This window comes from Enterococcus sp. LX10, from assembly GCF_023539285.1.
In the GTDB taxonomy this organism is placed as follows: Bacteria; Bacillota; Bacilli; order Lactobacillales; family Enterococcaceae; genus Enterococcus; species Enterococcus faecalis.
The window spans coordinates 1,020,891-1,033,962 of record NZ_CP092784.1 but is presented as its reverse complement, the minus strand read 5'-3'; the positions used below and the strand labels follow the sequence as shown (position 1 = coordinate 1,033,962).

Sequence of the window (13,072 nt, the reverse complement as noted above, 5' to 3'; positions counted from 1 at the left end):
TATGATTACACGTTCTTTAAATCTCTAACGTGCGAATAATTCTTTGCTCTTCTTCTGGTGTACAAGCAACTAGAGGTAACCGTAAATTTCCAACAGGAATACCTAAATGATTTAAGGCCGCTTTCACGGGTGCCGGCGAAGGCACTGAAAACAACGCGTTCATTTTTGGTAATAACTGTCGTTGAATTTTAGCCGCTTCCGGCAAGTTCCCCTGATCCAGCGCTTGATACATCTCATACATTGACGAACCGAAGACATGACTGGCTACCGAAATAACCCCTTGTCCGCCAAGTGCCTTGGTGGCAAAAGCCAACCCGTCTTCTCCAGTATACACTAGAAAGTCTTTTGGCGCTCTTTCAATCAACTCAGTAATTGCATCTAACCCTGCACATTCTTTAATCGCCACAATTTTTTCCAATTGTGCTAAGCGCAAAGTAGTTTCCACTTCTAGACATGCAGCCGTTCTACCAGGAACATTATACAAAATAATTGGCAGTTCACTTGCTTCTGCGATGGTTTTAAAATGTTGATACATACCTTCTTGATTTGGTTTATTATAATAAGGAACAACCGCCAAAACAGCATCGATACCAGCGATTGTCGCTAACTCTTTCACAAAAGCGACAGAGTCACGTGTATCATTCGTACCTACACCACAAATAATCGGAATACGTCCATCGATCAGTTCAATAATTCGCTGGAATAATTGTAATTCTTCTTCATGAGTCAACGTGGGTGATTCACCAGTTGTTCCTGCTAAAATAACGCCTTCTGTATGATTGGCCAATAAATAGTCTACCAATTGCGGTAGTTTATCAAAATCTATTTCTCCCGATTCTTGAAACGGCGTAACCATTGCCGTAATAATTGTTGCATTCGTTAAATCCATCCTATTCCCTCCCGAGTATACAATACAAACCTTCTAGTCGTTTTCAGGTACACGAAGCAAATTCATTTCGTGTAGCGTTTCAGCAATTTGGACCGAGTTCCAAGCAGCTCCTTTTAATAGGTTGTCTGACACAATCCATAAATGGAAACCGTTCTTCACGTCAACGTCTTGACGAATACGGCCGACAAATGTTTCTTTCTGGTTGACGCTATTTAGCGCTTGTGGATATAGTTGTTCACTTGGCTCATCTTGCAAAATTACACCTGGAGCTTGCGCCATTAATTCTTGGATGGCTGAGACCGATGCATCTGCTTGTTTCACTTCTATATAAACAGATTCAGAATGTCCTGAAATTACCGGAATACGGACACAGGTGGCAACGACTTTTAGCTTGTTGTCTCCCATGATTTTTTTTGTTTCATTCATCATTTTCCATTCTTCGTAGGTATACCCTGCTTCTGAAAAAACATCAATTTGAGGCAACGCATTAAAAGCAATTGGATAATGTTTTTCGTCACTGCCAGCTGGTAAAATTTCAGCTGACCATTCGCTGACAGGTTTTCCCTCTAAAAAATCTTCGGCTTGTTCTTTTAGCTCATTAATTGCACGGATACCTGCGCCACTCACAGCTTGATACGTTGAAACGATGATTCGTTCTAAGCCAAAAGCTTGCCGAATCGGTTCCAAGGCCACCATCATTTGAATCGTAGAACAATTGGGATTTGCGATAATTCCCTGATGATTTTTCAAGGCTTCCGGATTCACTTCTGGAACAACTAAAGGAACATCTTTTGCCATTCTAAAATGGCTAGTGTTGTCAACAACGACAGCTCCGCGCTTAACTGCTTCTGGTGCAAACTTTTCGGAAATACCCCCACCAGCACTAAATAATGCTAAATCGATTCCTTCAAATGATTCCGGGACTAATTCTTCCACGATAAGAGGTTGTCCTTTAAACTGAATCTCTTGTCCAGCAGAACGCTTAGACGCCAATAACCTCACACTGGCAATTGGCAAACTTGTTTCTGCTAACAATTCAATCATTCTTGTCCCGACAGCACCTGTTGCTCCTACCACGGCAACATGATATTCTTTTCCCATATTTTCATACTCCCCTCTTACCTTCTTGTAAAAGCTACTTGTCCTATTTTACCATAGTATTGAAAAAACCTACATAGTCAAAAAAATGATTTTTTTATTTTCCCATGATATTTTAAAACTATTACCCATCAAAGGACTATCCATTGACTTTTGACTTAAATTTGTTATAGTTAAAACGAATTTAATTATAAAGGGAGCGAAATTTCATGGCACGCGTAGAAAGTTTTGAATTAGATCACAACACAGTAAAAGCACCATATGTTCGCCTTGCTGGCACAGAACAAAATGGTGATGCGTTAGTCGAAAAATATGACTTACGTTTCTTACAACCAAACAAAGATGCCCTACCAACAGGCGCATTACACACGTTGGAACATTTATTAGCAGTTAACATGCGTGATGAATTAAAAGGAATCATTGACATTTCGCCAATGGGTTGCCGCACTGGTTTTTATATGATTATGTGGGATCAACATTCACCACAAGAAATCCGTGATGCATTAGTCAACGTTTTAAACAAAGTAATCAATACAGAAGTTGTTCCAGCAGTCTCTGCAAAAGAGTGTGGAAACTACAAAGATCATTCTTTATTTGCAGCGAAAGAATATGCAAAAATTGTCTTAGACCAAGGAATTAGTTTAGATCCATTTGAACGTATTCTGTAATCTTTAGCAATTAACGACAGAGAAACCCACTATTAAGCTGTGGGTTTTTCTGTTCTCTTTCTTAATTTAAACGGAGGTTTTTTATGAATCAAACAATCGAACAATTACTAAGTCACCGTTCCGTTCGTCATTTTAAAAAGCAAGCGTTAACGGACAAGCAGAAACAACAGTTAATTACTGCAGCTCAAGCAGGATCAAGCTCCAATTTTTTACAAGCTTATACAATTATAGAAATCAAAGATCCTGAGCTACGCAGAGAATTGGGACGTTTAGCGAATTGTGAAGACTATGTCGTTAACACTGGTGTGTTCTATGTTTTTGTTGCTGATTTGTATCGTCATGCAACGATTTTGTCAAAAGAGGGGCAATCATTAGAACCCTTAAAGACACCAGAATCATTATTAGTAGCTGCCGTTGATACAACGATTGCTGCGCAAAACATGGCCATTGCGGCTGAATCTATGGATTTAGGGATTTGTTATATTGGCGGCATTCGAAATGACTTAGACACAGTAGCCAAACGCTTATCTTTGCCTGAATTAACTGTACCACTTTTCGGATTAACAATCGGTGTACCAGAAACGTTAAATGGTGTAAAACCACGGATGCCTTTTGAAAATATTTTAAGCGAAAATCACTACCAATCAGACAAATTGACAGATATGCACACATATGATGAATTATTAAAAGATTATTATGCCAGCCGCTCAAGTAACGCCCAAACAGCGGATTGGTCACAGAAGTCTTTGTCCTATTTTTCTTATAATCGTCGCCCAGAAGTAAAAACATTTTTACAGAAGCAAGGATTTGATGTCTAAACAAAAGAGCGTGGGCCTACGTTATTTCAACGTAAGCCCACGCTCTTTTGTTAATTTTTATTTATCTTTACTAAATTTGTCTTTTAAGTCTTCAAAGCCTTCTTTAACTTTATCAGTTAATTTTTCAGCGCCTTCTTTAAGGTCGTCGCCGGCATCACGTGCTTTGTCTTTTACGTCAGCAAAGGTTGATTGAGCTTTTCCTTCAAGTTCTTTGCCTTTATCATCCGTAACTTTGCCTTGCGCTTCTTTTGCAGTACCTTCTACTTTATCTTTTGCATCGTCAAAACGTCCTTTTAAATCTGCCATGCTAATCCCTCCTAAATAATTAATTACATAATAAGAGTATCATTCTTAGCCATTTCCTTCAAATATAATGCATGAACTGCGAGTAAATGGTTATTTTTGAGCTATTAAAGCTTTTTTTGCCAAGGCAAAGCAACCAATTGTTCCTGGATTATCTTCTAAAAGAGGCGTCACCAAGTATTTTTCTAAAGGCGGTGTTTCCACATATCCATTGACTAATTCAGCAAATTTTTCACGAACTTTCGGCATCAAATGACGTTGTTTCATGACGCCGCCGCCTAAAATGATCACTTCTGGCGCTAATAATAAAGTAGTATTGTACGCCGCTTGCGCTAAATAATAAGCTTCTAGTTCCCAAGTTTTATGATCCTCTTCCAATAAATGTCCTTTTTTACCAGAACGACCTTCAACTGCTGGTCCTGCTGCAATCCCTTCTAAACAATCTCCATGATAAGGACAATTTCCTGCATACGTATCTTCAGGATGACGACGGACTAACGCATGCCCCATTTCTGGGTGGCTAAAGCCTTCAATAAACTCACCGTTTTGAATCGCTCCAGCGCCAACACCAGTTCCAATTGTATAATATACACAACTAGATGTATGTTGCCCATTTCCAGCAACATACTCACCATATGCCGCAGCATTCACATCCGTTGTCCAAGCCATTGGCACATCAAAATGTTGTTTCATAATTCCTAACAAGTCAAAGTTACGCCAAGCTAATTTTGGTGTAGAAGTGATATAACCATACGTAGGAGAATCAACGTGAATATCAATCGGACCAAACGAACCAATCCCAATCGCTTTTAAAGGATATTGTTGGAAAAATTCTATTACTTTTTTCATTGTTTCTTCTGGGGTTGTTGTGGGAAAACTGACACGTTCCACAATGGTCAAATCATCTGTCCCAACGCCACATACAAATTTTGTGCCACCGGCTTCGATACTTCCTAAAAGTTTTTCTGTCATTGCAATATGCTCCTTCGTTTCCATTTTATAAGTAAGCGGATACATTACTTTTGATTAAATAACTGACATACACGTTTAGTTTACCACTTTTTTGTCGTTTCGACAGAACAATTTAACAATTTCAGTCAGGTTGCCCAATGAAATCTGGCAAGTTGCTAAAGAGCATTTTCCTAAAACAAAAAAACGAGCATTCACGGTTATCTAACAATGAATGCTCGTTTTTTGTTTATTGATTCTTTAGCGAAAAATATAACAATAGTCCGATTGCAATCCAGCCACCACTAAGTAAAAGCATTAACCAACTTAAAAGCGTTTCTTTTAGAATACTTCTGGGTTCTTTTGCATGCTGAATAAAACTCATACTAGTCAGCAAAGAAAAGAGGAAAAACATAAAACAAATGACCGCTAAACCGCCAGACAACCAAAACCAACTAGCCATTATTCTCACTCTCCTTTTCGCTTGTTTTTTGATAATTATTGAGCCAAATGACACTACAAATTGCCCCGATTGTGATTACTAACAATGTGTAGAAAGTCGGTAACCACCATGTGGGTAGGACCCATTTGACCGTAGCTTCTTGATTCAATTTTTTTGCTTCACGAGTGTTAATCGTAAATTCTTGTTGAAAAGGCCAAGACTGTTGTTCATCTTGTTGTAAAATAGCACGTCCTGTAAATATATAAGTCCCAGCATCTAGCGGTTGTTTACCCAAATCAAGATGAAAATTCATGGAACTATTTGGGGCAAAACGAACATTTTTTAGTGTCCGTTGTGCAATTTTTTTAGAGGATCCTTTTTTTATCACTTGACCTTCTAAACGAACTTCTGGAAAAATAGCAGCATACGGATTTTGAATGACCGCCTTTAGTGATTTGGCCCCTAAAGCAATTGTAGGTGTTACTTTCGTTAATTTCAGTTGGTTCACTTCTGTTAAAGGAGCATTCTCAGCACTCCTCATGGCAATCGCAACATTAAACCCGTAGCGACTAGTTAAGCCCGTTGTTTGGGTCTCTTCCTCTTTTTCATCTTTGAGATGCGCGTAAACCCCGCCTAAAACAACTCCTTTGATAGGCTGATCAAGTCCCTTCACCTTCATCTTTGCTGATACTGTTTGATGAGGCGGCACACTCACTTCCTCATTTTCTAAAGTAACTAAGTCTGTCAGCGGAACCTTTAACGATGAATCAAGTGGTTTATCAAAATCATTGTACACAATCAACCCATTATCATTTGTTGATGCATTTGCTAGAGTCAATACGATGGACAATTTTTCGTCTGTCTTATTTTTTATGTCTAAGACAATAGTGGAAGATTGCTTTGGTGCCAGAATTAAATCATAATAACTAGATGTTCCTGACACTTGATTTTCTGGTAAAACAGGCGTTACTGTAAATTTAGTCTTCATTTCTTCTGTAGCTTCTACTTTTGGAACAATAATAAAAAATGTAAAAAACAGAAATAGACAGAAAACACCGACTTTTTTTCTACTCATTTCTTCAAGATCTCCTTTATAAAGCTGAATGTACTTACTAGTCTAACAAATCAGCGAAACAATGATGATCAATCTTTGACCTTTGGGAAGGATAATCTTGAAAAGAAAGAGGAAAAGATTGGTAAGTTGCTTTATTTCTTTTCTCTGAATTAAAACTACATATTTAACGCAAAAATAGAGGTTTCCCACCACAGTGGAAAACCTCTATAAACCTTGTCATAACAATGTTTTGAAAGACTATGCGTCTGGATTTGCGTTTTCGTCTTTGAGACCGTATTTTTTGTTGAAACGGTCCACACGTCCGTCGGCTTGTGTGAATTTTTGACGACCAGTGTAGAATGGGTGTGAGTCTGAAGTAACCTCAACACGTAATAATGGATAAGTGTTGCCATCTTCCCATTCAACAGTTTCTGAAGATCCTTTAGTTGAACCTGAAAGGAATTTGAAACCTGTTGTTGAATCCATGAATACTACTGGTTGGTAATTTGGATGGATATCTTGTTTCATACGTTTTTTCGCTCCTTTGCCCTGATCCATTTGCTGTATCAGAGTTATTTTGTCGGTATACAACAATGCTATCTTACCATGTTTTCAGTTGGTATGCAATTATCTTTTTGGATTTCTTTTAATTTGTTTACCAAACGAAACATCATGGAAAACTTCAAATAATTGTTGATTATTTTGGGTCCGTTTTAACATTTTTATGAATTGATCCGTATATTCCAGCGAGTCTCCTGACATATTATTTCTCAATTTCCACGTTTCTTCTAGTTGTTCTGGTGTCATTAGCAATTCTTCTTTTCGCGTACTTGATTTTTTAATATCAATTGCTGGGAAAATACGGCGCTCTGCTAATTCACGAGATAAATGGAGCTCCATGTTGCCTGTGCCTTTGAATTCTTCATAGATGACATCATCCATTCGGCTACCTGTATCCACCAATGCCGTGGCTAAAATAGTCAGACTGCCCCCTTCTTCGATATTTCTGGCAGCACCAAAAAATCGTTTAGGTTTGAAAAACGCAGCTGGATCTATTCCGCCACTTAAGGTTCGACCACTAGGCGGGACCACTAAATTATAGGCCCTTGCTAAACGAGTGATGCTGTCCATTAAAATAACTACGTCCCGTTTGTCTTCAACTAAGCGCATTGCTCGATCCAGAACCAATTCAGCAACTCGCGTATGATTTTGTGGTTGTTGATCAAAAGTTGAAGAAACCACATCGCCTTTAACGCTTCGCTCTAAATCAGTCACTTCTTCAGGACGCTCGTCAATTAACAACAGAATCAATTCCACATCAGGATGATTTTCTGTAATCCCATTAGCAATTTCCTTTAAAACACTTGTTTTCCCGGCTTTTGGCGGCGCTACAATTAAACCACGTTGCCCAAAACCAATTGGTGCAAACACATCAATCATTCGTGTTGATAATCTGCCAGCCGTTGTTTCTAACGTTAATTGTTTTTCAGGATACAACGGTGTTAGCGCTGGAAAATGTGGCCGCTCTTTCGCTTCTTCAGGATCTTTCCCATTGACACTTTCAACATGCATGAGTCCATAGTAACGTTCTGATTCCTTTGGCGGACGCGCCTTGCCAGCTACTTTGTCCCCATTTCTCAATCCGAAACGACGAATTTGAGAAGAAGAAATATAAATGTCTTCTGCACTTGGTCCATAATTAATTGGCCGCAAAAAGCCATAACCATCCTGAGAAACAATATCTAAAATTCCTTCCATGAAGAAAAACCCTTGCTTCTCAGCTTGTGCACGAATCACAGCTAAAGACAATTCTTTTTTGTTCATTTGGCTATAATAAGGAATTTTAAACTCTTTCGCGTACGCATAAATATCTTTTAACGTACTGTTTTCCAATTCAGCCATTGTTAAATAGTCGCTCATTGATCCACCTCAAACGGACCTTCTTGTTCTTCGGTTTCTAGCATTTGAATATCAGCGCCCAAAGCAGTTAACTTTTCGATAATGTGGTCGTACCCACGTAAAATATATTCTACATTATAAATTGTGGTCGTACCTTCAGCCATCAAGCCGGCAGTGACTAAGCAAGCGCCTGCCCGTAAATCAGAGGCGACTACTTCTGCACCGTGCAATTGATTTGGACCATTTAAAATAATCATATTGCCTTCAACCGAAGCATCAGCCCCCATCCGCACTAACTCAGGGATATGCTTATTTCGTTGAGCATAAATCGTATCAATAATTTCACCAGTTCCTTGCGCTTTTAAAAGTAATGGCGTTAACGGTTGTTGCAAGTCTGTGGCAAAACCAGGATATGGATAGGTTTTCACCGTTGTCATTTTCAGATCATGTGACGGATGAACTTCAATCATGTCTTCTTCAATTGTCATCTTAACGCCCATTTCTTGCAATTTCGCAATGAAGCTTTCTAAATGCTCATAAATAACATTTCGAACTTTGATTCCTTCACCCATAGCTGCTGCCATAGCTAAATAAGTTCCAGCTTCAATTCGATCTGGAATAATCGAGTGACGACAACCATGTAATTCTTCGACACCTTCAATCCGAATAACGTCCGTTCCAGCTCCTCGGACTTTTGCACCCATGTTATTTAATAATGTAGCAATATCAATAATTTCTGGCTCACGCGCAGCATTTTCAATAATCGTTTTGCCTTTGGCTTTAACTGCGGCTAACATGACATTGATTGTAGCACCAATAGATACCATATCCATAAAAATTCGTGTTCCTTGTAAGCCAGCTTCGTCTGTTCTCAAGTACATCGCCCCATGTTCGTTGGTTACATGAGCGCCTAATGCTTCAAATCCTTTGATATGTAAATCAATTGGACGAGGTCCTAAGTAACAACCGCCAGGTAAGCCGACAACGCCTTCCCCAAATCGACCAAGAAGTGAGCCCATAAAATAATAGGACGCACGTAAGCTATTGATTTTTCCTTTTGGCATTGGCACAGAAACAACTTCTGTTGGGTCAATAATTAATGTATTATTTTCAAAAGTAATTTTAGCACCCATAATTTCTAAAATTTCAATTAATGAGTGAACATCCTGAATGTCAGGAACGCCATCTAAAGTCACGGGCGAATCTGCTAAAATAGCAGCTGGAATTAAAGCGACCACACTATTTTTGGCGCCGCTAATGGTTACTTCGCCCTTTAATGGACGATTCCCATTGATTACGATTTTTTTCATTTATATTCTCACCTATCTGTAATATACGTTTTCTAAATAAACTACCCAATCATTCTATCATAATCAAGCTTAAGAAAAAAGAAAACTTCTCAGGTATTTTAATAGAATGAAAAAATAACAAAAAATAAAAAAGACAGCCACGTGCTGTGGCTGTCTTTAACGTAACTAGTTGATTAAGCTTTGTTAGCTGAACCGAACCAATCAATGTGTTCTTCTGCATCTTTGATGATTGCAGCTTTACCTGGTGCTAATAATTTACGAGGGTCAAATCCTTTACCTTCTAAATCTTTACCAGCTTCAATATATTCGCGCGTTGCTTTAGCGAATGATAATTGGAATTCTGTATTTACGTTAACTTTTGAGATACCCATTGAAATTGCTTTTTCAATTTGTTCTTGAGGAATACCAGAACCTCCGTGTAATACTAGAGGTACATCAGAACCGACAGCTTCAGCAATTGCTTGTAAGTGATCAAATGCTAAACCTTTCCAGTTTTCTGGATATTGACCATGGATGTTACCGATACCACATGCTAAGTAGTCAATACCTGTAGCAACCATTTGTTTACATTCTTCGATATCAGCTAATTCGCCAGTACCGATGATTCCGTCTTCTTCACCACCGATTGAACCAACTTCACATTCGACAGAAATACCTTTAGCGTGAGCTTTTTCAACTACATCTTTCGCTAATTTTAAGTTTTCTTCGAATGGTAAGTGAGAACCATCAAACATGATTGAAGTATAGCCAACTTCGATACATTCTAAAGCAGCTTCGTAGTCACCGTGGTCTAAGTGAATTGCTACTGGAACTGTGATATTCATTGAGTCTACTAAATTAGTAATCATGTCTTTAGCTACTTTGTAGCCGCCCATGTATTTAGCAGCGCCCATTGATGTTTGGATTAGAACTGGTGCTTTTTTAGCTTCTGCTGCTTCTAAAATCGCTTGTGTCCATTCTAAGTTATTTGTGTTATAGCCACCTACTGCATAGCCGCCTTTACGTGCTGCTTTTAAGAATTCTGCTCCTGATACTACTGGCATAAAAAATTCCTCCTAAGTTTTTAAAAACTTTATTTGTTAGGTGTTCCCTAACCAACGGTTCTATTTTAGCAGAATTCCTGACACTTTTCTAGTAAAATTCCCTTTTTCAGAAAATTTTTGTCTATTCTTTCACATAACCTTCATTTTTATAAAAAAACCTCCAGTTTTCCCGTTATCACTTTGGGATCTGAAGGCCGACTTGCTATTTTAATTTTTTCTTTGGTGGATAACGTTTCACCTTGTAAGATTGAAGCTCAGGAAATGTTCCTGTACTATGAAAAATCCGTTGTTCATCTTCATTGGCAAAACGCCCTAAAACCGATTGTGTTGGTAAAATATTTACAAAGGCATTCTCATCGATACTGTAAACTGCTTGTTCTAAATCATAGAGTTCGTAGCGAGTAATGACCATCATAATCATCCGACCTTCTGCACCTGAATAGCCGCCGATTGAAGGCAACAAGGTCATGCCACGAGCGATTTGTTGAGAAACTTCTAAGGCAACGGCTTCTGGTCTCGTGGTGACAATCATTGCTGTGACTTTTTGGTGACTGGTATGAATCATGTCGACCACCTGACTCAAACAATAAATAGAAATAATAGTATACAACGCACTTTCCCAGTTAAATACAAAACCAGCCAACAGCACAATAATACCATTTAATAAGAACATAAAATTACCAACTGTTTTCCCTGTTGTTTTTGAAAGAATCAGTGAAATAATGTCCATGCCGCCAGTGTTAAAGCCCATTTTCAATGAAAGCCCTGCACCAACGCCGACTAAGACACCACCCATAATTGCGTTCATCAAAGGATTCGTAGTGACTGTTACGATTGGCACAAACATAGTCACAACGGAAATGCCAATAACATTGATGAAACTAAGAATCGTTGATTGTTTCCCTAATTTTACAAACCCTAGAATGAAGACGGGAATGTTTAAAAATAAAATGAAGATCCCTGTATTAATATGGATTCCTAAATTTGTATATAATAATGTAGCAATGATTTGCGCAATTCCGTTCATCCCTGCCGAAAAAACTTTTGCCGGAATCAAAAAGAAATTCAAACCGACCGCAGAAGTCAAAGCGGTTATCGCCATCACTGCTATTTTTTTTATCGATTCATTTCTTTGGTAAGTACTAACCAATCGACTCATTTTTCTTCGCTCCTTCGCTATTCTTCTGACTTAGAATAACAGGTTCTATCCTAAAAGAAAAGGGGCTAAAAGCGAACATTGAAAATTTTTTTTGCAACGTTTCCATGAAAGAATGCGGGAAGATATCCCTAAAAATTGATCTTCTTATTTCTCTATTCAAAATGATTCTAGCCTAACCTTTTTTACTATTTCATGATATGATGAAGCAAAGAATATTTTAGGAGGTTTTTACATGGCTGCAAAAGAAGCAAGTTTTGATGTAGTTTCAGAGGTCAATATGGAGGAAGTCAAAAACGCAATTCAAATTGCCTTGAAAGAATTGAAAAATCGCTTTGACTTTAAAGGGTCAATTGCTGATATTAAATTGGAAAACGATAAACTAGTAGTCGTAGCTGAAGATGATTATAAAGTCGAGCAAGTGAAGGATATTTTATTTGGAAAATTAGTCAAACGCAATGTTCCGATTAAAAATATTCATTTCTCAGAAAGTGAAAAAGCCTTAGGCGGTACTGCTCGCCAATATGGTGATTTAATCAGTGGTATTGATAAAGAAAATGCAAAAAAAATCAACACAGCTATCAAAAACTCTGGGATTAAAGTTAAGTCACAAATCCAAGAAGACAAAATTCGGGTAACTGGAAAAAGTCGGGATGATTTACAAAAAGTCATGGCTCTTTTACGAGAATTAGATTTACCCATGGCTCTTGAGTTTAATAATTATCGCTAAAAAAATCCTTCAACTGTTAATGAACAGTTGAAGGATTTTTTGGTTTTGGTACCGGCCATTCTTGATTATTCAATAAAACGATTGGTCGGCGTTGAATTTTTTCTGAAAAAGCGGCAATTGCTTTGAAGACCTTTGGCATAAAATAAAACGCATTTAATTCTTCTAAATCCAGTTCTTCTTCTGCCGTAAACGAGACACAAACCTCTTGTTCTGAAAGCATAATTTCAATTTTCTTTAAAAATTGAAGTTGCCGCATTCCCGGCACGAAATAACCAGCCTTTGCAACACGAGAGGTTGTAATATCTAATTTATCACTAATGATTAGCGCTAGCGTCATTAACTCTTCCGAATCAAAGCCATTACTATGATTTTCTATAGAAGATAAAATTTCTTCTTGATAAGGCAAACAAATCTTTTGCTTACGAAAATATGCTTCTGCAAATTGTTTCCCCCGAAGCGCATGTCCTGCTTTTCCTTGTAGCGCACCCACATCATGGAGCAGTGCCGCAATTTTTGCCGCTTCTAAATACTCCTCTGAAACAGCAAGTTGTTTCAAAATCATTTCCGTCATGGCTACGACATTGTTTACATGAAGCCAATTATGGTATGCCCACCCAGCTTCTTCATCTTCCATTTGACCAATTGCATCATAAATTTGTCGAATTTCAGTATCTTGATGAATGCGTTCAAACAGCTTCATTTATTTTCTCCTTA

Annotated in this window: 15 protein-coding genes; 3 read left to right on the top strand and 12 right to left on the bottom strand. The window is 38.1% G+C overall.

Annotated features, from left to right (window positions below; genetic code table 11):
• Positions 1-16 precede the first annotated feature (16 nt).
• Together dapA and MKZ30_RS04980 are read right to left on the bottom strand one after the other, a co-directional pair.
• Complete coding sequence (gene dapA, locus MKZ30_RS04985; RefSeq protein ID WP_002382163.1) at positions 17-889, bottom strand: 4-hydroxy-tetrahydrodipicolinate synthase; 873 nt, start codon at positions 887-889, stop codon at positions 17-19.
• 33 nt (positions 890-922) lie between these two features.
• Positions 923-1,990, bottom strand: a complete 1,068-nt coding sequence (locus tag MKZ30_RS04980; protein WP_010713505.1) for an aspartate-semialdehyde dehydrogenase — start codon at positions 1,988-1,990, stop codon at positions 923-925.
• Between the two features lie 206 nt (positions 1,991-2,196).
• Between MKZ30_RS04980 and MKZ30_RS04975 the strand changes: the two genes are divergently transcribed.
• Positions 2,197-2,655, top strand: a complete 459-nt coding sequence (locus tag MKZ30_RS04975) for an S-ribosylhomocysteine lyase (RefSeq protein ID WP_002357960.1) — start codon at positions 2,197-2,199, stop codon at positions 2,653-2,655.
• 83 nt (positions 2,656-2,738) lie between these two features.
• The gene (gene nfsA / locus MKZ30_RS04970) at positions 2,739-3,473 is read left to right on the top strand and encodes an oxygen-insensitive NADPH nitroreductase (RefSeq protein ID WP_033600723.1); all 735 of its coding nucleotides are present in this window, start codon (positions 2,739-2,741) and stop codon (positions 3,471-3,473) included.
• A gap of 57 nt (positions 3,474-3,530) precedes the next feature.
• Here the strand turns inward: nfsA and MKZ30_RS04965 are convergent, their stop codons facing one another.
• The 9 genes from MKZ30_RS04965 to MKZ30_RS04925 all read right to left on the bottom strand — a co-directional run bounded on the left by MKZ30_RS04965 (position 3,531) and on the right by MKZ30_RS04925 (position 11,631).
• Positions 3,531-3,779 (bottom strand): YtxH domain-containing protein, encoded by a 249-nt coding sequence (locus MKZ30_RS04965; protein WP_002357962.1) that lies wholly within the window; start codon positions 3,777-3,779, stop codon positions 3,531-3,533.
• 90 nt (positions 3,780-3,869) lie between these two features.
• Positions 3,870-4,748, bottom strand: a complete 879-nt coding sequence (scrK, locus tag MKZ30_RS04960) for a fructokinase ScrK (protein WP_080279963.1) — start codon at positions 4,746-4,748, stop codon at positions 3,870-3,872.
• A 226-nt stretch (positions 4,749-4,974) separates the two neighbouring features.
• Positions 4,975-5,187: a hypothetical protein gene (locus MKZ30_RS04955; RefSeq protein WP_002382156.1), complete on the bottom strand. Its 213-nt coding sequence runs from the start codon at positions 5,185-5,187 to the stop codon at positions 4,975-4,977.
• Positions 5,180-6,241, bottom strand: coding sequence for a WxLIP family cell surface protein (locus MKZ30_RS04950; RefSeq protein WP_010816429.1), 1,062 nt, complete (start codon positions 6,239-6,241; stop codon positions 5,180-5,182). The genes MKZ30_RS04955 and MKZ30_RS04950 overlap by 8 nt, the downstream gene beginning before the upstream one ends.
• 237 nt (positions 6,242-6,478) lie before the next feature.
• A complete protein-coding gene (locus MKZ30_RS04945; protein WP_002357967.1) occupies positions 6,479-6,748 on the bottom strand; it encodes a type B 50S ribosomal protein L31 in 270 nt (89 codons plus the stop codon).
• Between the two features lie 99 nt (positions 6,749-6,847).
• Positions 6,848-8,140: a transcription termination factor Rho gene (rho, locus tag MKZ30_RS04940; protein ID WP_002357968.1), complete on the bottom strand. Its 1,293-nt coding sequence runs from the start codon at positions 8,138-8,140 to the stop codon at positions 6,848-6,850.
• Positions 8,137-9,429, bottom strand: coding sequence for a UDP-N-acetylglucosamine 1-carboxyvinyltransferase (gene murA, locus MKZ30_RS04935; RefSeq protein ID WP_002357969.1), 1,293 nt, complete (start codon positions 9,427-9,429; stop codon positions 8,137-8,139). The genes rho and murA overlap by 4 nt, the downstream gene beginning before the upstream one ends.
• Before the next feature lie 173 nt (positions 9,430-9,602).
• Positions 9,603-10,472, bottom strand: coding sequence for a class II fructose-bisphosphate aldolase (locus MKZ30_RS04930; RefSeq protein WP_002357972.1), 870 nt, complete (start codon positions 10,470-10,472; stop codon positions 9,603-9,605).
• Between the two features lie 202 nt (positions 10,473-10,674).
• Complete coding sequence (locus MKZ30_RS04925) at positions 10,675-11,631, bottom strand: YitT family protein (protein ID WP_002381974.1); 957 nt, start codon at positions 11,629-11,631, stop codon at positions 10,675-10,677.
• A 232-nt stretch (positions 11,632-11,863) separates the two neighbouring features.
• On the opposite strand from MKZ30_RS04925, the gene MKZ30_RS04920 reads away from it, so the two are divergent.
• Entirely contained in the window at positions 11,864-12,358 is a 495-nt protein-coding gene (locus tag MKZ30_RS04920; RefSeq protein WP_002357974.1) for a YajQ family cyclic di-GMP-binding protein, read from the top strand.
• Positions 12,359-12,374: 16 nt separating this feature from the next.
• On the opposite strand, the gene MKZ30_RS04915 is transcribed toward MKZ30_RS04920, so the two are convergent.
• A complete protein-coding gene (locus tag MKZ30_RS04915) occupies positions 12,375-13,058 on the bottom strand; it encodes an HD domain-containing protein (RefSeq protein ID WP_010715106.1) in 684 nt (227 codons plus the stop codon).
• Between the last annotated feature and the right edge of the window lie 14 nt (positions 13,059-13,072).

Excerpts from the sequence above, each read along its gene's own strand:
- dapA (WP_002382163.1), bottom strand. The coding sequence starts at position 889 with ATGGATTTAACGAATGCAACAATTATTACGGCAATGGTTACGCCGTTT.
- MKZ30_RS04980 (WP_010713505.1), bottom strand. The coding sequence starts at position 1,990 with ATGGGAAAAGAATATCATGTTGCCGTGGTAGGAGCAACAGGTGCTGTC.
- MKZ30_RS04975 (WP_002357960.1), top strand. The coding sequence starts at position 2,197 with ATGGCACGCGTAGAAAGTTTTGAATTAGATCACAACACAGTAAAAGCA.
- nfsA (WP_033600723.1), top strand. The coding sequence starts at position 2,739 with ATGAATCAAACAATCGAACAATTACTAAGTCACCGTTCCGTTCGTCAT.
- MKZ30_RS04965 (WP_002357962.1), bottom strand. The coding sequence starts at position 3,779 with ATGGCAGATTTAAAAGGACGTTTTGACGATGCAAAAGATAAAGTAGAA.
- scrK (WP_080279963.1), bottom strand. The coding sequence starts at position 4,748 with ATGACAGAAAAACTTTTAGGAAGTATCGAAGCCGGTGGCACAAAATTT.
- MKZ30_RS04955 (WP_002382156.1), bottom strand. The coding sequence starts at position 5,187 with ATGGCTAGTTGGTTTTGGTTGTCTGGCGGTTTAGCGGTCATTTGTTTT.
- MKZ30_RS04950 (WP_010816429.1), bottom strand. The coding sequence starts at position 6,241 with ATGAGTAGAAAAAAAGTCGGTGTTTTCTGTCTATTTCTGTTTTTTACA.
- MKZ30_RS04945 (WP_002357967.1), bottom strand. The coding sequence starts at position 6,748 with ATGAAACAAGATATCCATCCAAATTACCAACCAGTAGTATTCATGGAT.
- rho (WP_002357968.1), bottom strand. The coding sequence starts at position 8,140 with ATGAGCGACTATTTAACAATGGCTGAATTGGAAAACAGTACGTTAAAA.
- murA (WP_002357969.1), bottom strand. The coding sequence starts at position 9,429 with ATGAAAAAAATCGTAATCAATGGGAATCGTCCATTAAAGGGCGAAGTA.
- MKZ30_RS04930 (WP_002357972.1), bottom strand. The coding sequence starts at position 10,472 with ATGCCAGTAGTATCAGGAGCAGAATTCTTAAAAGCAGCACGTAAAGGC.
- MKZ30_RS04925 (WP_002381974.1), bottom strand. The coding sequence starts at position 11,631 with ATGAGTCGATTGGTTAGTACTTACCAAAGAAATGAATCGATAAAAAAA.
- MKZ30_RS04920 (WP_002357974.1), top strand. The coding sequence starts at position 11,864 with ATGGCTGCAAAAGAAGCAAGTTTTGATGTAGTTTCAGAGGTCAATATG.
- MKZ30_RS04915 (WP_010715106.1), bottom strand. The coding sequence starts at position 13,058 with ATGAAGCTGTTTGAACGCATTCATCAAGATACTGAAATTCGACAAATT.